The organism is Kordia zhangzhouensis (assembly GCF_001005305.1).
Lineage (GTDB): Bacteria > Bacteroidota > Bacteroidia > Flavobacteriales > Flavobacteriaceae > Kordia > Kordia zhangzhouensis.
Window position 1 is genome coordinate 37,885 of record NZ_LBMH01000003.1, and the last position, 23,115, is coordinate 60,999.

Sequence of the window (23,115 nt, forward strand, 5' to 3'; positions counted from 1 at the left end):
CTTCTGACAAGTTTTTTAAGAATATGAAATTGCAACGCTTTCCATACAACATTAATGTTCAGTTATGGTTCGTAAGAATTTTTTATGTTTTTTTGACTAAGTTTGACAAGTCATAAATTATTTTTCATGAAAACTTCTTTTTGTCTTTTTTTTATAGCAATCTTTATTGCTTGTACTACTTCCAACAAAGAAAACTCTCCATCTTATAATTTTACGACTGTCTTTGAGACTTCTAAAGGAACACAGACTCCTACCTATCCTGAAGTTATCAAGTTTTACAAAAACTTAGCAGAAACTTATCCTGAAATTCATTTAGAAACAATCGGCAAAACCGATTCGGGCGAGCCATTACATTTGGTAACGTACAATCCAGAAGGTACTTTTGACTTTGACAAACTCCGAAAAGAGAAGACGATTTTATTGGTCAATAATGGAGTTCACCCTGGAGAAAGTGACGGAATTGATGCGACAATGCTTTTATTAAGAGATTTGGCAAATGGCACTAAAAAAGCACCCGAAAATGTAGTAATCTCAGCAATTCCTGTATATAATGTTGGTGGTAGTTTGAATCGAAATTCAGGCACTAGAGCTAATCAAAATGGTCCTGAATCGTACGGCTTTCGCGGAAATGCTCGGAATTACGACTTAAATCGTGATTTTATTAAATCGGATACGAAAAATGCAAAAACATTCGCTAAAATTTTCCACAAAGTACAACCAGATGTATTTGTAGACAATCACGTGAGTAATGGAGCTGATTATCAATACGCACTCACGCATTTATTCACTCAACATAATAAATTAGGACACGAAGCTGGCAAATTTTTACATGAAACCTTGATGCCTGATTTAGAAAATACACTTGCAAAAAATAATTGGGACATTACACCTTATGTAAATGTTTTTGGAAGAACACCTGAAGCTGGATTTTCTCAATTTATGGATTCGCCAAGATATTCAACAGGCTATACTACACTTTTTAACTCGCTTGGATTGATGGTAGAAACGCATATGCTCAAACCGTATAAACAACGTGTAGAAGGAACGTATGCTCTGATGGACGCTTTGATTGAAAATATTGACACAAAACATCACACAAAAATTAAAACGATTAGAAAACAAACACATGAATCGTTTTTAGCAGATGTTACGTATCCAATACAATGGGAATTAAATAGAGAACAAAAAAGTACACTCCTTTTTAAAGGTTTTGAAGGTAGTTTGGTAGAAAGTGAAGTTACAGGTCAACAACGATTAAAGTACGATGCAAGTAAACCATTCACAAAACCAGTAGATTATTATAATTATTTTCAACCGAAAAAAGAAATCATTGTACCAAAAGCATATGTAATTCCGCAAGGTTGGCACGATGTATTGGCTTTACTTCGACTGAATCAAGTAGAGATGCAAACCGTTGAAAAAGATACATTGATAGATGTAGAAGTATATCATATTGCCGATTATAAAACATATCAAAATCCATACGAAGGTCATTACCCACATTACAATACACAAGTCACTAGCTCTTTAAACAAACTTGTTTTTCGAAAAGGAGATATAGTCATAAGAACAAATCAACCAGCTTTTCGTTACTTAATAGAAACATTAGAACCTGAAGCTGTAGATTCGTTTTTTAATTGGAATTTTTTCGATACAGTTTTACAACAAAAAGAAGGGTTTTCGGCGTATGTTTTTGAAGACGAAGCTAAAGAATTGCTAGAAAAAAATCCATCTTGGAATACAGAATTTGAAAACTTGAAAGCTTCCGATGAAACATTTGCTAAAAATGCGTCACAACAACTTCAATGGATTTATAAAAAATCACATCATTACGAAAAAGCACATTTACGCTATCCTATTTTTCGAATTTTAAAGTAATCGATATCCTTGCCAAAGGTGCATATTTTATTGTTTGAGGTAAAGTAAACTCTTTAAATATTTTGCTTCAGTCTAAAACAATAACTTTATATTTTCATAAGAATTTTGCAATGCTTCCCTAATTTCTTCATCATCTTTCCACACTACATGAACAATCCCTTCATCTTCTTGCGGACACAGAACTCCATTATATGCTGTTTTCATGGCATACCAATGAGTTAGCTTTAATCGGTATTCTCCATTACGCTTAAAAATATGGTAAGTTTGCATTAAAAAATCAGTAATCATTAATCCTCTAACGCCTGTCTCTTCTACTACTTCTCGTATGGCTGTCTCTTCAATACTTTCTTTTTTTTCTGTTTTTCCTTTAGGTAAATCCCATTTTCCATTTCTGAAAATAAATAATGTTTTCCCTTCTTCATTTTTCACCAAACCACCAGCAGCTTCAACCAAAGGAAGTTTTCTGTACAACAAAGGCAACAACTCATCTTCATAAGCATGATATAAGATCGCTTTTTCTATTTTCCCAGAGACCATTTTCCCGATAAGCCACTCAAAATCAATATCTTTTAACAAATAAACGTCAGAAATTTCACTTTTTTGTATTTCATTTGATAAAATAATGAGCTTTTCATTGATAAAAACTTTATACATTTGCATTATGATTTTTGATAAAAACACAGCCAAAAAAACTGCGGAATTGTTATTGCAAATTAACGCAATAAAATTACAACCACAAGAACCTTTTACTTGGGCTTCTGGTTGGAAATCGCCTATTTATTGTGATAATAGAATCACCTTATCTTTTCCGCCTATACGCAACTACCTGCGAGAGCAGTTTGCTAAACACATTGAGAAAGAATATGGAAAGCCTGATGTGATCGCTGGTGTAGCAACAGGCGCTATCGGAATTGGAATCTTGGTTGCCGAATATTTGGGTGTTCCTTTTGTATATGTTCGACCAGAAGCAAAAAAGCACGGACGTCAAAATCAAATTGAAGGATTTATACAAAAAGGACAAAATGTAGTGGTCGTTGAAGATTTAATTAGTACTGGCAAAAGTAGCTTAAATGCTGTAAAAGCACTTGAAGCTGCAGAAGTGAATGTAAAAGGAATGGTGGCTATTTTTTCATATGATTTTGACATCGCAAAAGAAAATTTTGAAAAAACCAATGTCAATTTGCACACACTAAGTAATTATGAAAACTTGTTAGAACAAGCATTACAAACCAATTATATAACGTCTGCAGAATTAGAATCTTTAGAAAATTGGCGAAAAGACCCTGCAAATTGGAATGCTAATTGATTGAATATTATAAATTAATAATATGAATATAGAAAGCCCTAAAGTTACAGTACACAAATCTCCTCAAGAACTGTATGATTTTTTGACGAATGTCGAAAATTTTGAAAAGTTAATGCCTGAAAACATTAGCAAATTTGAAGTGTTGGAAGAAGGTAAATTTCTATTTGCCTTAAAAGGAATGCCTGAAATTGTTTTAAAATTAAAAGAGAGTACTCCTCCAAACACTGTTGTTTTAGGAGCTGCTTCAGACAAACTTCCTTTTACACTTACTGGAAATATACAAGAAATAGAAACTGGAAAAAGTGAAGCTCAATTGGTTTTTGAAGGAAGCTTTAACCCAATGATGGCTATGATGATTAAAGGTCCTATTGGCAAGTTTGTAAATACACTCGCAGAAAATATGAGCAACTTATAAGTTGTACCATTACTATATAGAAAAGTCGAATGAAGTAAATTTATTCGACTTTTTTATTGAGTAAAAAATTAACATTACAATTCTAGTATAATAGTTTTATCTCTTTTAAATCAAATGTCTTTAGAACATCATCTTCCAACAGCACCTTTAACTTTCCACTTTTTTCTACACCTTTTATAAACCCCATAAATCGCTCATTGTTAGCATTTAAAAAGGTAGAAGGTTTATCTTTTCTGAACAACAAAGACTCATACGCATGTTGTAGTTGTTCAAAAGACTGAGTTTCGATGAATTGAAAAAAAGCTTTCAGTTGCGCCAAAATCACAAATAAAACTTCATTCAAATCATACTGAATTCCTGTATTTCTCCTTAAAGATGTAGCTCTAAAATGCGTTTCAAATTGAAGTTGGTTCACATTCAATCCAATTCCTATAACTGCTGCTGTCATTTTGTTATTTTGTATGACATTTTCAATTAAAATTCCGCAAATCTTATGATTATCTGCCAAAATGTCGTTTGGCCATTTAATCGCTAGTTTAGGAATTTGAAGTTGTTTCAAAGCATGATAAATTGCCAAAGAAGTTGCCATACTTATAAAAAACCCTTGATTATTTTCTAACTGTTCAATCTTCTTAAACACGCTAAAAGTTAGGTTTTTACCCTGCTCAACAACCCATTGTGTTCCCATTTGTCCTTTCCCAGCAGTTTGAAATCTTGCTGTTACTACTGTATAATCATCTAAAATTTCTCTGGTACTTAACGCTCGTAAATAGCTATTTGTGGAATCAATGGCATCAAGTTTGATAATTTTCATTGTATATTTAAAAATCTTTAGATATTCTTATGATAAAGGAGTAATAAAAAACATTTAAAAGTAATACTTTTGTATAAAATATAATTAATTGAATGACAAAAACTAAGGTTAGTACAGATCAACTGATCACAGGCATCATAAAAGGAATAGAAGAAGTAAAGGGAAATGATATCACTATCTTAGACTTACGCGAATTAGACAACACAGTTTGTGACTACTTTATAATATGCAATGGTAATTCCAATACACAAGTGAATGCCATTGTCGGTTCAGTACAAAAAATGGTTAGCCGAGAATTAAAAGACAAACCTTGGCATGTAGAAGGTACTGAAAACGCAGAATGGGTTTTGATGGACTACGTAAATGTTGTAGTACATGTTTTCCAAAAACACATCCGTGAGTTTTATGATATTGAAGGACTTTGGGGAGATGCCAAAGTAACTAATATCGAAACAAATTATTAAAAATTACATTTTGATTTAATGGCAAAAGACAACAATAACATGGCAAAAAAGCCTAAGTTCAGTCCATATTGGATTTATGGTTTAATTGGGATTTTCCTTATTTTTTTAATTTTCTCTAACGATTCTGGCGGAAGCGACAAAGTAACGTTTTCCAAGTTTAAAGAATTGGTACCTAATAATGACATCAAAAAAATTGAAGTGGTAACCAATGCCAAATTCGCAAGAGTATATTTAAAAGAAGGAAGTGAAGAAAAAGATATCTATAAAGGAATTGTCAATCCTCGTAGCAGTCTTTTCTTAATGGGAGACCATCCCGATTTTTCAATCAAATATTTAGATCTTAAAAATTTTGAGGATTATCTAAATGAAATCAAAGAGACTAATAATTTAGACTTTGAGATTGCCTCTGATCAACAAGACAATACAATATCAAGTTTTATTGTAAGCTTATTACCTTTCATCCTAATCATCGGAGTTTGGATTTTCATCATGCGAAGAATGTCTAGCGGCGGCGGTGGCGGCGCTGGTGGACAAATTTTTAACATCGGGAAATCAAAAGCAAAATTATTTGATGAGAAAACAGACATGAAAACATCATTCAAGGATGTTGCTGGATTAGAAGGTGCTAAAGAAGAAGTACAAGAAATAGTTGATTTCTTGAAAAATCCTGAAAAATACACCTCTCTTGGGGGAAAAATTCCTAAAGGAGCTTTGTTGGTAGGACCTCCAGGTACAGGAAAAACATTGCTTGCAAAAGCTGTCGCTGGAGAAGCAAAAGTACCTTTTTTCTCTCTGTCTGGTTCTGACTTTGTTGAAATGTTTGTCGGTGTTGGAGCTTCAAGAGTTCGTGACTTATTTAAACAAGCAAAAGAAAAGTCGCCAGCAATTATTTTCATTGATGAAATTGACGCAATTGGTCGTGCAAGAGGTAAAAATAATTTTACAGGATCAAATGACGAACGCGAAAATACGCTGAATCAATTACTTACCGAAATGGACGGTTTTGGCACAAATACAAATGTAATTGTAATGGCCGCTACTAACCGTGCAGATATATTAGATAAAGCCTTAATGCGTGCTGGTCGTTTTGACAGACAAATTTATGTAGATCTTCCAGACATTCGTGAGCGTAAAGAAATCTTTGAAGTACACCTGAAACCATTAAAAAAATCAGAAGACCTTGATACAGATTTCTTATCAAAACAAACGCCTGGTTTTTCTGGAGCTGATATTGCAAATGTGTGTAACGAAGCAGCTTTAATTGCGGCTCGTAAAGGAAAGAAAGCTGTTGAAAAGCAAGATTTCTTAGATGCGGTTGATAGAATCGTAGGTGGATTGGAAAAGAAAAATAAAATCATTACCCCTGAAGAAAAGAAAACAGTCGCTTTCCATGAAGCTGGACACGCAACAGTAAGTTGGTTAGTAGAGCATGCTGCACCGTTGGTAAAAGTGACTATTGTTCCTAGAGGTCAATCATTAGGAGCTGCTTGGTACTTACCTGAAGAGCGTATGCTCGTAAGAACGGAGCAAATGCTAGATGAAATGTGTGCTACACTTGGTGGACGTGCTGCTGAAAAAGTAATTTTCAACAAAATTTCTACGGGAGCATTAAGTGATTTGGAAAAAGTAACTAAACAAGCACGTGCTATGGTTGCCGTATATGGCTTGAATGATAAAATTGGAAACCTAACATACTACGATTCAAGCGGAAATGATAATGGCTTTAGCAAACCGTATAGTGAGGAAACTGCCAAAACTATTGATGAAGAAATTTCTAAAATTATAGAAAATCAATATCAAAGAGCTATCCAAATATTAGAGCAAAATAAAGACAAACTTACAAAGCTTGCAGAGCTTCTTTTAGAAAAAGAAGTTATCTTTAAAGATGACTTAGAGGTAATTTTCGGAGCAAGACCGTTTGTAAAATCTGACACAATTTCAGATTCAGAAGAATAATATCAGAAAACAAAGCATAAAAACAACTAAAAAATCTCGATTTACCTCGTGCGTAAGTCGAGATTTTTTATCTTTACATAATTTATTGATTATATTAAACTACAATTGACTCTATGAGTCTTTTTAAAAAAATTTTTGGTTCCAAATCTAAACCTCAACAGGATGACAATCCTGCTGAAGAGCGTGGCAAATACATGCCTCAAGTCCAACTCCCTATTGATGAGCGATTTACAATTAATTTTCGCAAAAATGGTGGTAAATTCTTGTATTGCGATTCATTTACTGATGTATATGACAGTTTAGAAAATATATTGATTGAAAACGGTTGGGAAGGCAAAGAAGTGTTGTGTTTTGATGAGCAACTTCAAGATCGATTTGGCAACTTTGATGTGAAGTTTTCACGCATCAACCTAAACGCTAGTTTTTATTTAGCCTCATGCGAATATTTAATTGCTGATAATGGCTCTATTTTAGTTTGCTCACGTCAAATAAAAGAAAAGAAGCTAAATGATCTTCCTGATAACTTTGTAATCTTAGCCACCACTAGTCAGTTAGTAGCTACTATTGGCGAAGGTTTACGCGGTATCAAAACCAAATACAAGTCTAGTATCCCTAGTAATATCACTACTATAAAACATTTTCAAGTTCAAGAAGAAAAGGACTTTTTATCATACGGAAGTAGCTCAAAAAACCTATATTTGCTGCTACTGGAAGACCTCTAAAATGAAAGAACTTTTTACACGATCTTTAACAGGATTATTATTCGTAGGCCTACTTATTTCATCCGTTTTTTATTCGCATGAAGCCCTTTTGGTTGTCTTTACCATTTTTGGACTAGTTTGTATGTACGAGTTTAGCAAACTCATCGAATTAAAAAGCATTATTCAATACATCATTCTTCTTATAGCTTTGGGTGTTTTTATTTTTTGGAAACAAATACAACCAGACCTCAATGTAGAAGAAGCAATCATGATTTTATTGGCAATTTCCCTATTTGTATCACTTTTCTTGATAAGAGATTTATTTTCAAAGAAGATTATTCCTGAATTTGCTTTTAAAAAATACCTGCTTACTACTTTTTATATCAGTAGTAGTTTTGTGTTTTTATTATTAATCCCATGTGTTGAAGAAACCTATGAACCACGCATTATTCTCGGGAGTTTTATTTTAGTATGGATTAATGATTCTTTTGCCTATTTGGTTGGTAAAAATTTTGGAAAACAAAAGCTATTTGAACGAATTTCACCCAAAAAGACTGTAGAAGGCTTTTTTGGCGGGTTACTTTTTGCATGTATTGCTAGCTATTTTATTGCTAAATTTACAGCAACTTTGAGTTTCAGTAGTTGGCTCATTTTAGCAATTATCATAAGTTCTATTGGAACCATTGGTGATTTAATCCAGTCAAAGTTTAAAAGACAAGCGAATGTAAAAGATAGCGGCTCTATCATGCCTGGACATGGTGGAATTTTTGACCGATTGGATAGTATGCTTTTTTCAGCACCTTTTATTTATTTGTTTTTAAAGATTGTACAGTATGTTTCATAAAGAAGGTTATAAAATTATTATCGTAACATTTATTATCGTAGCTGCTATTGTGGTTACTTCTGATAAAATTGACATTAGTTGGGTTAAATATTCCTTGCAAGCCGTTGCTGTTGTATTTTTATTATTGATTCTACAATTTTTTAGAAATCCCTCGCGTACTACACCCAAAAATGACGAACACGTTATTGCTCCTGTAGATGGTAAAGTAGTTGTGATTGAGGAAGTGTTTGAAAAAGAATACTTCAAAGACAAACGTATGCAAGTTTCAATCTTTATGTCACCAATTAATGTACACGTAACACGTTATGCGATTGGAGGAATTGTAAAATATAGTAAATATCATCCTGGAAAATATCTAGTTGCATGGCATCCAAAAGCTTCCGAAGAAAATGAACGTACCACGATTGTGGTTGAAAATCCAACATATGGCACTATTTTATATCGTCAAATTGCAGGAGCTTTAGCCAAAAGAATCGTAAATTATGCAGAAGTAGATGCCGAAGCTGTACAAGGAGAAGACGCCGGCTTTATTAAATTTGGATCACGCGTAGATTTATTTTTACCGTTAGACACAAAAATAAACGTACAATTGAATCAAACCGTAAAAGGAGGTGTTGACGTTATTGCAATGAAATAATGAGTACTTCAGAGTTGGACATAGCATTTTTTGAGGCTGTGGAACGTGTCAACAATAGCACAGATCCGTTTCCAGCAGATTTTCTATTGCGTTTGTATGCATATTATAAACGCGCTACCAATAATGATGATAAACCAAGTAGTAAACGACCAATCATTAATGCGTTTAAAATGAATGCATTACTTCAGATACAAAATATTTCTCCCGAAGAAGCCAAACATGCATACATTAAATTAGTTGACTCATATTTCAACTAACATCCAAAACGCATATTGATTTCCACTTCTCTGCTTCCTACTGGAAGTGATTTAATTTAACCGTAATTTTACTAAATTCTCCGTGCAGAAACTTTCAAAAAAACTTAACAAGTAAACTATCTTTGAATTCTGCATAAAAAAACCACGCACAATAATTTTGTACGTGGCTTATTGAATTATATAATACAATCGTTATCTATTGTAAACTTGCCAAACTCGCTTTTAGCGTTTCAATTTTAGCAAGAGCATCCGCTTCTTTTTTCTTTTCATTCACAACAACTTGCTCAGGAGCATTGTTAACAAAACTTTCGTTAGAAAGCTTCTTTTGAACAATTCGTAACGAACCTTCTACATACTCCAATTCTTTGGTTAGTTTTTCTATTTCAGCTTCCACATCAATAGCTCCTTCCATTGGAATAAAGTATTCATTCGATTTTACACGGAACGATAATGCGCCTTCTATTTTTTCATCACTATAGTTAACCTTTTCAACGTTTCCAAGTTTTGCAATCACAGCATCTAAATTTGTAGCTGCATTTTCATTGTTTACAATTGTTAAGGAAATACCCTCTTTATTAGCGATATTTTTTTCTTTACGGATTGTTCTAACTCCAGAAACCACCTCTTGAATCATTTCAAAATCTACCAATAGTTGTTCGTTTACCGTAGTGCTTTTAGGCCAACTTGAAACTACTAAAGCATCTTCTTTAGAACGTGTAGTCATTCGCTGCCAGATATCTTCGGTAAGGAAAGGCATAAATGGGTGAAGAATCTTTAAATTTTCTTCAAAAAGCGAAATTACTTTGTCATACGTTTTCTTATCAATTGGCAAACCATAGGTTGGTTTTACCATTTCCAAAAACCACGAACAGAAATCATCCCAAACGAGCTTGTATGTAATCATTAGCGCATCAGAGATTCTGTATTTACTGTATTGATCTTCTAGTTCTACTAATGCTTTTTGCAGTTTTGACTCGTACCAGTCAATTGCAATCTTTGCAACTTCAGGTTGCGCTACTTGATCGCTTACTTCCCAAATTTGTGTTAGGTTGTACGCATTAAAAATCTTGTTGGCAAATTTTTTCCCCTGGTCACATAAAGCTACATCAAATAATAAATCATTACCAGCAGCAGAACTCAACAACAACCCTACACGAACTCCATCAGCACCATAATCTTCTATCAACTTTAAGGCATCAGGCGAATTCCCTAGCTGCTTGGACATTTTACGTCCTTTCTCATCACGAACCAATCCTGTAAGATATACATTTGTAAATGGTTTCTCATCAAGATACTCATATCCTGCAATAATCATACGTGCCACCCAGAAAAATAAAATATCAGGACCTGTTACTAAATCATTTGTTGGATAGTAATATTGAATTTCTTTATTTTCAGGATTTCGAATTCCATCAAAAACACTAATAGGCCACAACCAAGAAGAAAACCAAGTATCAAGCGTATCTTCATCTTGTCGAAGATTATCAAGTGTTAAGTGTTCATTCCCAGTCGTAGCTTTTGCCAATGCCAACGCAGCTTCTTTCGTTTCGGCAACAGCAAAATCTTCTTTTCCATCTCCAAAATAATAGGCAGGAATTTGTTGTCCCCACCAAAGCTGACGTGAAATATTCCAATCGCGAATGTTTTCCATCCAATGACGATAGGTATTTTCAAATTTTTTAGGAAATAATTTAATTTCGTTGTCTTCCAATACAGCTTTTAGAGCAGGTTTTACCAAATCGTCCATTTTTAAGAACCATTGATCTGATAATCTTGGCTCTATTACAGCTTTGGTACGTTCTGAGGTTCCTACTTTATTTATATGTTGTTCCGTTTTGATTAAATATCCTTTCTCTTCTAGTTCTTTAGCAATTTCTTTACGAACTACAAAACGATCTTTTCCTTTATAGTGCAACCCATAGCTATTAAGAGTTGCATCATCATTAAAAATATCAATTACTTCTAAATTATGCTTATCACCTAATACCTTATCGTTTTCATCGTGTGCAGGCGTTACTTTCAAACAACCCGTTCCAAATTCAATATCTACATATTCATCTTCAATAATTGGAATTGTTCTCCCTACTAATGGAACAATTGCTTTCTTTCCTTTTAAATGCGTATAACGCTCATCATTAGGGTTGATACATATAGCAGTATCACCCAAAATGGTCTCTGGACGTGTTGTAGCAATGGTTACTTTTTCATCACTTCCATCTATTTCATACGCTAGGTAGTATAAATTTCCTTGTTTTTCCTCATAAATTACCTCTTCATCAGAAAGAGTTGTTTTTGCCTCAGGATCCCAATTAACCATACGATAACCTCGATATATTAATCCTTTACTATACAGATCAACAAACGTTTTGATTACCGCTTCTGACATATCGTCATCCATCGTAAACTTCGTTCTTTCCCAATCACATGAAGCTCCTAACTTTTTAAGTTGTTCAAGGATAATTCCTCCATGCTTATGTGTCCATTCCCACGCATGCTCTAAAAACTCTTCTCTTGTTAGATCAGATTTTTTAATCCCTTCTTGCTTTAGTTTGTTTACCACTTTTGCTTCTGTAGCAATAGAAGCGTGATCGGTTCCAGGAACCCAACAAGCATTATATCCTTGTAAACGTGCTCGACGAATCAATACATCTTGAATGGTATTATTAAGCATGTGTCCCATGTGCAAGACTCCTGTGACGTTTGGTGGAGGAATTACGATGGTATACGCTTCACGTTCGTCTGGTTCAGAATGGAAATAGTTGTTCTCCATCCAATATTGGTACCATTTGTCTTCGATCTGACTTGGATCATACTTTTTTTGAATACTCATTTTTGGTATTGTTTTTGTAATAATAGTTTGCAAAAGTACTTATATCTGTACTATTTAAAAAGTGTTTTGTCACTTTTGCATTTAATTGTTAAATATGTGTAAATGATACTGGTTACTTTGTTTTTTGTGCCCAATTTTTGTGAGATTACAAATAAGTAGTTAATTTTACACTCATACTAAAAAAATAAAAATGATGAAAAGAATAGTTGCAATATTGTTTGTTGGTTTATTCACTTTTGCTCTTCAAGCGCAAGAAAAAACCGCAAAGATTAAATTTAAAACAGAAACCATTGATTATGGTACTATAGAAAAAGGTGCTGATGGAGTTCGTGTATTTGAGTTTACTAATACAGGAGATGCGCCTTTAATCATTACTCGTGTGTACTCTAGTTGTGGATGTACGATTCCTAAAAAACCTGAAGCACCTATCCTTCCAGGAGAAACAGGTGTTATTGAAGTTAAATATGATACAAAGCGTGTGGGGCCAATTCGCAAAACGATTACTGTATATTCAAATGCCGATGAACCTACTAAAGCTATCAAGATTAAAGGAAAAGTAGTTGATCCTAGCAAAGAGAAAAGTATCATGATGAAAGATAAATCAGAGATTGAATCATAAAAACTTACGAAAAAGAAATATACAAGTTGAAAAAACGCCTTATCAAAAAAATGATGAGGCGTTTTTTTATGGTAAAATTCAGGTATTTATCAAAGTACTTCTTTCAATCTGAATTCAAACTTCAATACTGATTTTCCACGAATGACTTTTAGACGCATCCTTTTATTTTCTCTTCCTTGAAGCATTCCTGTTACCTTGCTCAAAGAAAGTCTATCTACTACATTTCCATTAATTGAGACTATTATATCCCCTTCTTTCAAACCTGCCAAAGCAGCAGGTGAATTTTTACGAATTTCTGCAATCTCATAGGCTTTAACTAAACTAAACTTATTGTAATGCTCAAAAACAACATTTACCTCGCCTACTTTATTGTTGGCATTACGACCATAATTGGTATGAATAGAATTATTTCGTTTCTCAACCTCTTTAATTACACGCATTCCGTTGTGTTGTAATTCAATACCACTCATGTTATAGTGAAACGGATCAGAAAAATATTTACCCTTACGAAGTCGTATTTTTTGATTCCCATAATCAAAAATTACCTTAAAGCGTTTTAAAATTTCACCTCCAATACTACCATTTCGTTCTTTAAAGTTTTTCACGTAAGTAATTGCAGTAGAATCTGGAAAAGCGACTTTAGCATTATCAAAAACAAAATCACCAATTTTAAACTTGTTTACTCGCGAACGTGTCCCATAAATACTACCGCTCAAACCTCTTCCCAAAAAGTCTTCAAAATTTTTCTCTGGTACAGAGATACGTTTTTCTTTTTCTTCAAAAAGCCATAAAGCATCACTTCCTCCAGAATCAATTAATAATTTGACAGGAATATCTGGTTCATCTTGCTCATGAATGGCAACAGCAACGTCTATATACGGTTTATTATTCCGGAATGTTAACGGTAAATCTGTACATCTTTTACAATCTTTATAGGTATAACTCTCAGGATCATAAAACTTAATTTTCTTGGTTCCATAGTTTATCTCAACAACAAAATCCTTAAAAATATCATACCCAATAATTCCATGAATTGGCACTCCGAGACGAGTAGACATGTTGATATCTTTATCAAGAATGATATAGATTTCCATGTTTCGCTTCTCTATATCATTCACTTTAAACGTTCTAGATGCTGCTCGAACCGCATCAATAGCATCTCCTGAACCAAGCCCGCGAAGTTGAATACGTTCTTTTTGTTCGATTGAGAGAGAATCGCCTGGGTTTAAACTAAAAAGTATTGGTTTGTTAACTCCCGAATCTAGTAGAAAAGACATTTCTACACCATTAATTTCGACAGGTATGACAATCAAATTATTAATCAATTGAAACGACACAGAACCTTTGTCTTTTCCAGTAACAATACGAAAATCATTTTGTGCTTGCACGATTCCACAAACACTCAATAGAAGTATAATGATATGTTTTTTTATTAGTTGCAAGAGTTGAGAGGAAATTTGGTAACACACTAATATACAAAATTAACTTTTTGTTTCCGAATTTTATCTTGCTTTTAACATCACAAAATATCAAGACTATTTTACATATTTATAAATTTATAGTGCTCGTATCTATAAAATATTTTGCACTTTTGTAACTCTTAAAAATACAAGATCATGCCAACTATTTCCCAGAAAGGAATTGCTATGCCAGAGTCGCCAATTCGCAAATTGGTTCCATATGCTGAAAAAGCATACAAACAAGGAAAAACTGTATATCACTTGAATATTGGGCAACCGGACATTAAAACTCCTGAAATTGCAATGGATGCCGTTAAAGTACACATGTTAGATGTACTAGCATATACTAAATCTGACGGTTCAGAAGGATATAGAAATAAAATTGCGGATTATTATGCGAAACATGACATCCATGTAAATGCAAATAATATTATTGTAACTACAGGAGGAAGTGAAGCATTAGCGTTTGCTTTTGGAAGTACAATGGATGTAGATGATGAAGTAATTATTCCAGAACCTTTTTATGCAAATTACAATGGGTTTTCTGTGGCTGCTGGCGTAAAAGTAGTTCCTGTAATTTCTAAGATAGAAGATAATTTTGCTTTGCCTCCAATTGAGGAATTTGAAAAGTTAATTACGCCAAAAACCAAAGCAATCTTAATTTGCAACCCTGGGAATCCTACAGGTTATCTATACACTAAAGAAGAAATTCAAAAATTAGCAAAAATTGTTAAAAAGCATGACCTGTTTTTAATTGCTGATGAAGTATATCGAGAATTTGCTTATGACGGATTACAACATTATTCTGTAATGCAAGAACCAGATCTTGAAGAGCATGCTATCATGGTTGATTCTGTATCAAAACGATACAGTATGTGTGGAGCTCGAATTGGTTGTATTGTTTCCAAAAACAAAGAAGTAATGGCTACGGCTATGAAATTTGCCCAAGCTCGATTATCTCCTCCTACATTTGCACAAATTGCAAGTGAAGCGGCCTTACAAACTCCTCAAAGTTATTTTGACAATGTCATTGAAGAATATGTAAGCAGACGAAATACATTGATTGATGGACTAAAAGAAATTGATGGTGTTCGTGTAGCAAACCCAAAAGGAGCTTTTTATTGTATTGCCGAATTACCTGTTGAAAATGCTGAAGACTTTGCAAAATGGTTATTAGAAAGTTTCGAATATGAAGGAGCAACAATCATGGTAGCTCCAGCCGCAGGCTTTTATTCTTCTCCAAATACTGGCATGAATCAAATTCGTATTGCTTATGTATTAAATGAAGATAGTTTAAAAAAATCGGTTGAAATTTTAAAAGAAGCTTTAAAAGTATACAACGCTTAACTAAATTGATTTCTATACAACATAACGTTTCTTTAAAAGCATACAATACATTTGGTATTGACGCTAAAGCCAAGTATTTTATTTCAATCACAAATAAAGCAGAACTGATTGAAGCACTACAATTGCCTCAATTTTCAGAGTACTTTATTCTCGGTGGTGGAAGTAATATGCTACTGACTAAAGATATTGATATTCCTGTGTTACACATCAATAGTAAAGGAATAGAGATTATCAAAACCAATGACAATGACGTATTAGTGAAAGTACAAGCTGGAGAAAACTGGCATGATTTTGTACTTTGGTGTATTGAAAATAATCTTGGCGGTGTAGAAAATCTATCGTTAATTCCTGGAAATGTAGGAACTTCGCCTATTCAGAATATTGGAGCATATGGTATTGAGCTAAAAGATACGTTTGTTGCTTGTGCAGCAATACATATAGCTTCTCAAGAAGAAAAGGTATTCTCTTTAGGCGATTGTAATTTTGGATATCGAAATTCAATCTTTAAAAATGAAGTCAAAGGCGAATATATTATTACTTCAGTAGTATTTAGACTTACTACAAAAAATCATAAAATCAATACTTCATACGGAGCTATTCAACAAGAATTAGAAGACAATAACATCACCAACCCAACAATCAAAGATGTTAGTAATGCCGTCATCGCAATTCGTCAGAGAAAACTTCCTGACCCTAAGAAAATTGGAAACAGCGGAAGTTTTTTTAAAAATCCTGTCATCTCAAAAACTGCTTTTGAATTACTACAACAAAAACACGCCAAGATTCCTCATTATGTAGTTTCTGAGAATGAAATTAAAGTTCCTGCTGGTTGGTTGATTGAACAATGTGGTTTTAAAGGGAAACGTTTTGGAGATGCCGGTATCCATGAAAATCAAGCGTTGGTATTGGTTAATCATGGAGATGCTAAAGGAAAAGAGATTTTAGCATTGGCTAAAAAAATTCAAGACACGGTTCTACATCAATTCAATATTTCTATTGAAGCAGAAGTGAATGTAATTGCTTAAACTTAAGTTTTTTCACAAATTAAGACTCCCTTTTACAGCCTTCAGATTAACAGATTCGTAAATAACATCTATGTATAAATACGTACTTATTCTTTCTTTCTCCTTAATATCAGTGTATAGCTTTTCGCAAATAAAAGCTAAAAAAGAATTTCAAAAATGTGAGCTTATTTTTAAGGATAGTTCCTCATTTATAGGTTTTTGTAAAATTGGTAAAGCTGACAAAATTGAATTTACAATAGAACGTGATAGCACGCCTGATCTTTGGGATGCTAAAGATGTAAAAAGTGTTCGGTTTTTTGGATCTAGCAGAGATTTGGAATTAGAATATTTCTACGTACGCAAAGGAATGTCAAGACTTTTAGAGATTAGAGAATATGGGGAGATACTGTTATATACACGAACAAAAAAAATACCTTATCTGTTTAGGAACCATGAAATAGACTCACGTCTTTTTGATAAAAAATCACAAAATTACTTTGTAACCTATTATTTAAAAAAAGCATCTTCAGATACACTTTTACCCATTCGCCCATCATGGAACTATAAAAAGTGGAAAAAAATAATGCTCGATTTTTTTAAAGACTGTCCTTTAATCGTTGAAGACTTAAAAGCTGATGCCTACGATAAAGAATCAATTCGAAAATTAGTACAAGATTACAATGTCTATTGCGTCGATTGATTTTACATATAAAACAAAACATCATTTTTTAGGAGGATATCCTTCTAATACTTTTTGTAAAATTTGGATAAAATATACTTCTCGTTCTTCAGGTGTTGATTGTTCTTTGTAAAACCCTTCCACTACTGCTTGCCAAAACAACTCATCTTGACGAACATCTACAAAATCAAACACAAACTGTTGATTGTGTTTATCTCCAACAGGCAACCCGATGGAAATTCCGCCTCCAACGTTTCTTCCTGTTCCTCCCACACCTACTCCTATAGCATTATTCCTATCTGGCTCAAAAAAATGAGTTTCAATATTAATATAAAAATCTGGTGTTGCTGTACGAACAAATCCTCGTTCCTGCATTATTGAATCGGTTACACGTAACAATCGCTTATTGTCTAATTCTGATAGGCCAGTTTCTATTTCAGGGTATAAATTATATGTTTTATAATTAGAAAAATTTGTTTTATGATCATAATCATATACAACTCTAGGTGTGGTACACGCCGCAAAAATCAGTAGAAATAACACAAGATTTATATATTTCATAATATGAATTTTTCATTACAAAAGTTACCACAAGATAACAATAATTATTCCATAAAAAATCCTGTTTCATGGGAAAACAGGATTTTTACTTTATCTCATATGTTTTTTATTTATTCTTTATCAAATAATGCTTTATGAATAAATCCAGCTACCATAGCTCCTAAGATTGGTGCTACCCAAAACAACCATGTTTGTGGCAAATAATCACCTCCTGCAAACAATGCTTGACTTGTAGAACGTGCTGGGTTTACTGAAGTATTTGTTATGGGGATGCTAATTAAATGAATCAATGTTAAACATAAACCAATAGCAATAGGTGCAAATCCTTTTGGAGCCCTTTCATTAGTGCTTCCAAGAATTACTAATAAGAAAAAAGCAGTTAGTAAAAACTCTGCAACAAAAGCGGACATCATAGAATAATTATCGGGTGACAAACTATCATATCCATTGGCGGCAAAACCTCCAATTGCTTTATCAGATCCAGTAACTATCAAGTACAAGGCACTTGCTGCCAATATAGCGCCAACAAGCTGAGAAATGATATAACCAAGTAAATCTTTCCCCGAAAACTTTCCTCCTGCCCAAAGCCCTATGGAAACAGCTGGATTAAAATGCCCTCCTGAAATATGTCCAACAGCATAAGCCATTGTTAACACAGTAAGACCAAAAGCCAAAGAAACTCCTACAAAACCAATTCCTAAATCAGGATAACCTGCTGCAAAAATAGCGCTTCCACAACCTCCAAATACAAGCCAAAATGTTCCGAAAATCTCTGCGAAATACTTTTTCATAATTATTATGTTTTATTGATTAGTGATATCAATTTATAGAAAAAAGTCACTCAAAACATTTTAACTTACTAACAATTAACCTTTTGAAATAGTTCAAACAACCATCTCCCCTTTATTTATCACTTGTAGCTTTCTTTTCTATTTATTTGCCATTGTTAATATTTAATTTTAAACATTCTCATAAACCAATCTTACAAAAAACCGTATCTTTGCACGAGATTTCTTGAAAAAGTAAAATCACACCACATTATAAAATCAGCCATGATAATTAGTTAATACCGACGTATGACTTTATTGGCGAATTACATCTGAAAAAACTATAAAATTAAAACAGACAGATGAAACTTGTATTATTAACAATAGGTTTATTACTAGTAGGAGTTGCAGGAATTGCAATCAAACTTTGGGCAAAAAAAGATGGAAAGTTTGCTGGAACATGTGCAAGCCAAAATCCAATGCTCAATAAAGATGGAGAAGCTTGCGGGTTTTGTGGTAAAACACCTGATCAATTTGAAAACTGTACAGAGCCACAACATCAATAAGTCGTTCTTTGCTTTCATTATATGATTACACTTCTACTCTATAGTTTTATAGTAATTACGGCTATTCAAGTTCTTTATTTTCTATTTTTTAGCACATTTGCCTTTGCAAAATCTCGTAAAAAAAAGCAATACAACTTACCTGTTTCTATTATTGTATGTGCCAAAAATGAAGCTGAAAATTTACAGATTCTAGTTCCTAAATTATTACAACAATCCTACAAAAACTTTGAAATTGTTCTCATCAATGATGCTTCTTCAGATGAAACTTTGGAAGTGATTGAAAATTTTCAGCAAAAAAACAGTCAAATCAAACTTGTCAATGTTGAAAATAATGAAGCTTTTTGGGGAAATAAAAAATATGCCCTCACACTTGGCATTAAAGCCGCAACAAATGAATATTTAGTATTTACTGATGCTGACTGTATTCCTTCCTCTACTCATTGGCTAACAGAAATTACCTCGTGTTTTTCGAGCACTAAAAAAATTGTAATTGGTTACGGTGCTTATGCAAGAAAAAAATATTCCTTTTTAAATCTTTTAATACGTTTTGAAACGTTGATGGCAGCTGTGCAAGCATTCAGTTATGCAAAATTAGGCATCCCTTACACTGCTGTAGGCAGGAATTTAGCCTATCATAAAGACGAATTTTATAGAGTAAATGGTTTTGTAAATCACATGAAAATTCGCTCAGGAGATGATGACCTATTCATCAAGGACGCTGCAACAGGAAAAAATACTGCAATTTGTTTTTCCAAAGAAAGTTTTACTGTTTCACAACCTAAAACTTCATTAAGTAGTTGGTTTCAGCAAAAAAGAAGGCACGTAAGCACATCATCACATTACAAGTTCATTCATAAATTTTTATTAGGAACTTTTTATTTTACACAACTCCTTTTTTGGGGAGTAGCCATAAGTTTACTTTGCTCTTCGGTTTGGTTATATGCATTAGGAATTCTAGGAATCCGCTTCATTGTACAATACCTAGTTATCGGATTTTCAGCAAAAAAGCTTAAAGAACAAGACACTTTATATATGCTTCCTGTACTAGAAGTCTTTTTAGTTGTGATTCATTTTGGTATCTTTATAGCCAATATGACTTCAAAACCGACGCATTGGAAATAGCTGAAACGATTCTGAAAGCTTACATACAAAAAGCTAAAGAAGGCAATCAAATTGCTTTCAACTTTTTACTTAATTCTTTTTGGAATGACGTATACGGTTTTCAACTAAAACGTGTCCAAAACGAAAACGATGCGGAAGACATTACGATTCAAACATTTTCCAAAGCTTTTGATAAGATTGACACGTTCGACGAAAAATATAAATTCAAAACATGGCTTATTACTATTTCTAAAAATGTACATATTGACTTTTTACGAAAAAAGAAATCATCAATAGAAACTACCAAAGAACAGGAAGAAGAAGTATATCAAATTATTGATGACGGACCAACTCCTGAAGATAAAATCATTACGGAGCAAAATCTTGCAAAACTTTTACGTGATATCAAAAAACTCAAACCACATTATCAAGAAGTTATTAATTTGCGGTATTTTCAAGAATTGAGTTACAAAGAAATTTCTGAGCAACTTCAAGAACCTATGAACAATGTAAAAGTCAAATTACTTCGAGCAAAAAAACTCTTAGCCGAAATTATTCAAGAAAAATGACAGCTTCATTTATCAAAAAATTAGGTCCAGGTCTATTATTTGCAGGTGCGTCTATAGGTGTTTCCCACTTGGTAAATTCTACTAAAGTTGGTGCCGAATTTGGATTGGGATTAATATGGGCATTATTACTCGTAAACTTTTGTAAGTATCCGTTTTTTCAATTTGGGCCACGCTATGCCGCTGCTACAGGCGAAAGTTTATTAGAAGGCTACAAAAAACTAGGAAACGGATTGCTCATTGCGTATTTTATTTTATCATTTGCTACCATGTTTACCATTCAAACAGCCGTTACTATTGTAACAGCCGGATTAGCTTCTCAATTATTTGGTATTGCGCTTACTATGGAAACTTGGAGCACTATTATTACATTTTTTTGCTTAGGGATTTTAGCCATGGGGCGCTATCAGTTATTAGACAAACTCATGAAGGTGATAATTGTCGTGTTAACCGTAAGCACAATAGTCGCAGTTATTTTTGCAATCTCTAATGGTAACAACGCTTTATCTGCAACACCTGTCTTTCCAACTGAAATTGGAGGAATTACATTATTAATCGTTTTTATGGGTTGGATGCCTGCTCCTCTCGATATATCCATATGGCATTCTCTTTGGGCAATTGAAAAACGACAAGAAACAGAAAAATTCACTCCCAAAACTGCTCTTTTTGACTTTAACTTTGGTTATATCGTAACAATCATACTTGGCGCTTGCTTTATAGCTTTAGGAGCATATGTTATGTACAATTCTGGGATTGAATTCTCTCCCAAAGGAGGTGTTTTTGCCGCTCAATTGATTGACTTGTATACAAAAAATCTGGGAAGCGGATTTTATGTAATCATTGCAATTGCAGCATTTACCACAATGTTCAGCACTACTCTCACTACTTTAGATGCTTCTCCTCGAGCGATGGCAAAAACAAGTCAGCTATTATTTGGAAGATACATCAAACACAGTTATATTTTTTGGATGCTCATCTTGGTTGCGGGAACTATTATCATCATGACACAATTTTTATCTGAAATGAGTTCACTTATTTATATAGCTACTGTTTTATCATTTGTTACAGCTCCTTTTTATGCTATCTCCAATTATATCCTCATCACTAGCAAACACACACCTAAACAATGGCAACCAACACGTATATTACGAGTAATAAGCTGGATAGGAATTATTTTTTTAACAGGATTTTCTGTTGGGTACATAACCTTATTATAAATGCTTTATCTAAGAACTTGTTAAAACATGTATGTCAATAAGATTCTTTGTATCTTTGTAACTGATTTTGATTGAAGAAAAGATATATGAGTACAGAAACAACAGCTAGTGTATTGCCGCCTAAAGGCAAACCCAAATGGCTTCGTGTAAAGCTTCCTACAGGAAAAAAATATACCGAACTCAGAGGACTTGTTGATAAGTATAAATTAAACACAATATGCACATCGGGCAGTTGTCCTAACATGGGCGAATGTTGGGGAGAAGGAACGGCAACCTTTATGATTTTAGGAAATGTATGTACACGTTCGTGTGGCTTTTGTGGTGTAAAAACGGGAAGACCAGAAACAGTAGCATGGGATGAACCTGAAAAAGTAGCACGTTCTATCAAAATCATGAACATTAAGCATGCAGTATTGACTTCTGTTGATCGTGATGACTTAAAAGATATGGGAAGTATTATTTGGGCAGAAACAGTAAAGGCTGTTCGCCGTATGAATCCTACGACCACATTAGAAACACTAATTCCAGATTTTCAAGGAATTGAACGTCACTTAGATCGCATTGTAGAAGTTTCTCCAGAAGTAGTTTCTCATAACATGGAAACAGTACGTCGTTTAACTCGTGAAGTACGTATTCAAGCCAAATATGATCGTAGCTTAGCTGTGTTAAAATACCTAAAAGACCAAGGAGTCAACAGAACCAAATCAGGAATCATGCTAGGTTTAGGTGAAACTGAAAAAGAAGTCATTGAAACATTACATGACCTAAGTGCTGCAAATGTTGATGTAGTAACTATTGGACAATATTTACAACCTAGTAAAAAGCATTTACCTGTTCAACGTTTTGTAACACCTGATGAATTTGATCGCTATCGCCAAATTGGGCTGGACTTAGGTTTCCGTCATGTTGAAAGCGGTGCATTGGTACGTTCATCTTACAAAGCACATAAACATATTGACTAGTAAATTTTGAATACTGAATTCAGAAGTATAAATTATACCTTTTGGCTAGAACACTTTTGTTTCTAGCCTTTTTTTATAGCATACTCCAACGCTACACAATACTTTTTCTACAAATTTTTAAGATTGTAAGGTATACTAAAATAAAGTATCCTCATTACTTTCTA

Annotated in this window: 24 protein-coding genes; 18 read left to right on the forward strand and 6 right to left on the reverse strand. The window is 33.5% G+C overall.

Annotated elements, in window-relative coordinates:
* Nucleotides 1-126 precede the first annotated feature (126 nt).
* Complete coding sequence (locus AA088_RS03495) at nt 127-1,878, forward strand: M14 family metallopeptidase (protein ID WP_046743578.1); 1,752 nt, start codon at nt 127-129, stop codon at nt 1,876-1,878.
* Between the two features lie 72 nt (nt 1,879-1,950).
* Here AA088_RS03495 and AA088_RS03500 read toward each other — a convergent pair whose 3' ends face one another.
* Nucleotides 1,951-2,532 (reverse strand): NUDIX hydrolase, encoded by a 582-nt coding sequence (locus tag AA088_RS03500; protein WP_046744126.1) that lies wholly within the window; start codon nt 2,530-2,532, stop codon nt 1,951-1,953.
* A gap of 7 nt (nt 2,533-2,539) precedes the next feature.
* Here AA088_RS03500 and pyrE point away from each other — a divergent pair, with 7 nt between their 5' ends.
* Nucleotides 2,540-3,184, forward strand: a complete 645-nt coding sequence (gene pyrE / locus AA088_RS03505; protein ID WP_046743579.1) for an orotate phosphoribosyltransferase — start codon at nt 2,540-2,542, stop codon at nt 3,182-3,184.
* Nucleotides 3,185-3,206: 22 nt separating this feature from the next.
* Nucleotides 3,207-3,599 (forward strand): SRPBCC family protein, encoded by a 393-nt coding sequence (locus tag AA088_RS03510; protein ID WP_046743580.1) that lies wholly within the window; start codon nt 3,207-3,209, stop codon nt 3,597-3,599.
* Nucleotides 3,600-3,681: 82 nt separating this feature from the next.
* On the opposite strand, the gene AA088_RS03515 is transcribed toward AA088_RS03510, so the two are convergent.
* Nucleotides 3,682-4,413, reverse strand: a complete 732-nt coding sequence (locus AA088_RS03515; protein WP_046743581.1) for a biotin--[acetyl-CoA-carboxylase] ligase — start codon at nt 4,411-4,413, stop codon at nt 3,682-3,684.
* Between the two features lie 92 nt (nt 4,414-4,505).
* On the opposite strand from AA088_RS03515, the gene rsfS reads away from it, so the two are divergent.
* The 6 genes from rsfS to AA088_RS03545 all read left to right on the forward strand — a co-directional run bounded on the left by rsfS (nt 4,506) and on the right by AA088_RS03545 (nt 9,272).
* Nucleotides 4,506-4,877, forward strand: a complete 372-nt coding sequence (rsfS, locus tag AA088_RS03520; RefSeq protein WP_046743582.1) for a ribosome silencing factor — start codon at nt 4,506-4,508, stop codon at nt 4,875-4,877.
* 18 nt (nt 4,878-4,895) lie between these two features.
* On the forward strand, nt 4,896-6,833 hold the full coding sequence (gene ftsH / locus AA088_RS03525; protein ID WP_046743583.1) for an ATP-dependent zinc metalloprotease FtsH: 1,938 nt from the start codon (nt 4,896-4,898) through the stop codon (nt 6,831-6,833).
* Between the two features lie 113 nt (nt 6,834-6,946).
* Nucleotides 6,947-7,555 (forward strand): LUD domain-containing protein, encoded by a 609-nt coding sequence (locus AA088_RS03530; protein ID WP_046743584.1) that lies wholly within the window; start codon nt 6,947-6,949, stop codon nt 7,553-7,555.
* Between the two features lies 1 nt (nt 7,556).
* The gene (locus AA088_RS03535) at nt 7,557-8,378 is read left to right on the forward strand and encodes a phosphatidate cytidylyltransferase (protein ID WP_046743585.1); all 822 of its coding nucleotides are present in this window, start codon (nt 7,557-7,559) and stop codon (nt 8,376-8,378) included.
* Nucleotides 8,368-9,015, forward strand: coding sequence for a phosphatidylserine decarboxylase family protein (locus tag AA088_RS03540; protein ID WP_046743586.1), 648 nt, complete (start codon nt 8,368-8,370; stop codon nt 9,013-9,015). The genes AA088_RS03535 and AA088_RS03540 overlap by 11 nt, the downstream gene beginning before the upstream one ends.
* Nucleotides 9,015-9,272, forward strand: a complete 258-nt coding sequence (locus AA088_RS03545; protein ID WP_046743587.1) for an acyl-CoA-binding protein — start codon at nt 9,015-9,017, stop codon at nt 9,270-9,272. The genes AA088_RS03540 and AA088_RS03545 overlap by 1 nt, the downstream gene beginning before the upstream one ends.
* Before the next feature lie 196 nt (nt 9,273-9,468).
* Here AA088_RS03545 and AA088_RS03550 read toward each other — a convergent pair whose 3' ends face one another.
* On the reverse strand, nt 9,469-12,102 hold the full coding sequence (locus AA088_RS03550; RefSeq protein WP_046743588.1) for a valine--tRNA ligase: 2,634 nt from the start codon (nt 12,100-12,102) through the stop codon (nt 9,469-9,471).
* Nucleotides 12,103-12,295: 193 nt separating this feature from the next.
* On the opposite strand from AA088_RS03550, the gene AA088_RS03555 reads away from it, so the two are divergent.
* Nucleotides 12,296-12,721, forward strand: a complete 426-nt coding sequence (locus AA088_RS03555; RefSeq protein ID WP_046744127.1) for a DUF1573 domain-containing protein — start codon at nt 12,296-12,298, stop codon at nt 12,719-12,721.
* An 89-nt stretch (nt 12,722-12,810) separates the two neighbouring features.
* Here the strand turns inward: AA088_RS03555 and AA088_RS03560 are convergent, their stop codons facing one another.
* A complete protein-coding gene (locus AA088_RS03560; protein ID WP_052752773.1) occupies nt 12,811-14,163 on the reverse strand; it encodes an aspartyl protease family protein in 1,353 nt (450 codons plus the stop codon).
* Between the two features lie 174 nt (nt 14,164-14,337).
* On the opposite strand from AA088_RS03560, the gene AA088_RS03565 reads away from it, so the two are divergent.
* From AA088_RS03565 to AA088_RS03575, 3 genes are all read left to right on the forward strand, one after another.
* Nucleotides 14,338-15,528 (forward strand): pyridoxal phosphate-dependent aminotransferase, encoded by a 1,191-nt coding sequence (locus AA088_RS03565; RefSeq protein WP_046743589.1) that lies wholly within the window; start codon nt 14,338-14,340, stop codon nt 15,526-15,528.
* 8 nt (nt 15,529-15,536) lie between these two features.
* The gene (murB, locus tag AA088_RS03570) at nt 15,537-16,553 is read left to right on the forward strand and encodes a UDP-N-acetylmuramate dehydrogenase (RefSeq protein WP_046744129.1); all 1,017 of its coding nucleotides are present in this window, start codon (nt 15,537-15,539) and stop codon (nt 16,551-16,553) included.
* A 70-nt stretch (nt 16,554-16,623) separates the two neighbouring features.
* Nucleotides 16,624-17,232 (forward strand): hypothetical protein, encoded by a 609-nt coding sequence (locus tag AA088_RS03575; protein WP_046743590.1) that lies wholly within the window; start codon nt 16,624-16,626, stop codon nt 17,230-17,232.
* A gap of 21 nt (nt 17,233-17,253) precedes the next feature.
* Here AA088_RS03575 and AA088_RS03580 read toward each other — a convergent pair whose 3' ends face one another.
* Together AA088_RS03580 and aqpZ are read right to left on the reverse strand one after the other, a co-directional pair.
* Nucleotides 17,254-17,772 (reverse strand): DUF4136 domain-containing protein, encoded by a 519-nt coding sequence (locus tag AA088_RS03580; RefSeq protein WP_046743591.1) that lies wholly within the window; start codon nt 17,770-17,772, stop codon nt 17,254-17,256.
* A 110-nt stretch (nt 17,773-17,882) separates the two neighbouring features.
* Nucleotides 17,883-18,563 carry an aquaporin Z gene (aqpZ, locus tag AA088_RS03585; protein WP_046743592.1) on the reverse strand — a complete coding sequence of 227 codons (681 nt, stop codon included), beginning with the start codon at nt 18,561-18,563 and terminating at the stop codon, nt 17,883-17,885.
* 338 nt (nt 18,564-18,901) lie between these two features.
* On the opposite strand from aqpZ, the gene AA088_RS03590 reads away from it, so the two are divergent.
* The 5 genes from AA088_RS03590 to lipA all read left to right on the forward strand — a co-directional run bounded on the left by AA088_RS03590 (nt 18,902) and on the right by lipA (nt 22,951).
* Complete coding sequence (locus tag AA088_RS03590) at nt 18,902-19,105, forward strand: hypothetical protein (protein ID WP_046743593.1); 204 nt, start codon at nt 18,902-18,904, stop codon at nt 19,103-19,105.
* A gap of 21 nt (nt 19,106-19,126) precedes the next feature.
* On the forward strand, nt 19,127-20,227 hold the full coding sequence (locus AA088_RS03595; protein WP_046743594.1) for a glycosyltransferase: 1,101 nt from the start codon (nt 19,127-19,129) through the stop codon (nt 20,225-20,227).
* Nucleotides 20,218-20,775, forward strand: coding sequence for an RNA polymerase sigma factor (locus AA088_RS03600; protein WP_046743595.1), 558 nt, complete (start codon nt 20,218-20,220; stop codon nt 20,773-20,775). The genes AA088_RS03595 and AA088_RS03600 overlap by 10 nt, the downstream gene beginning before the upstream one ends.
* Entirely contained in the window at nt 20,772-21,989 is a 1,218-nt protein-coding gene (locus AA088_RS03605; protein WP_046743596.1) for an Nramp family divalent metal transporter, read from the forward strand. The genes AA088_RS03600 and AA088_RS03605 overlap by 4 nt, the downstream gene beginning before the upstream one ends.
* An 86-nt stretch (nt 21,990-22,075) precedes the next feature.
* Nucleotides 22,076-22,951, forward strand: a complete 876-nt coding sequence (gene lipA, locus AA088_RS03610) for a lipoyl synthase (RefSeq protein WP_046743597.1) — start codon at nt 22,076-22,078, stop codon at nt 22,949-22,951.
* Nucleotides 22,952-23,115 lie beyond the last annotated feature (164 nt).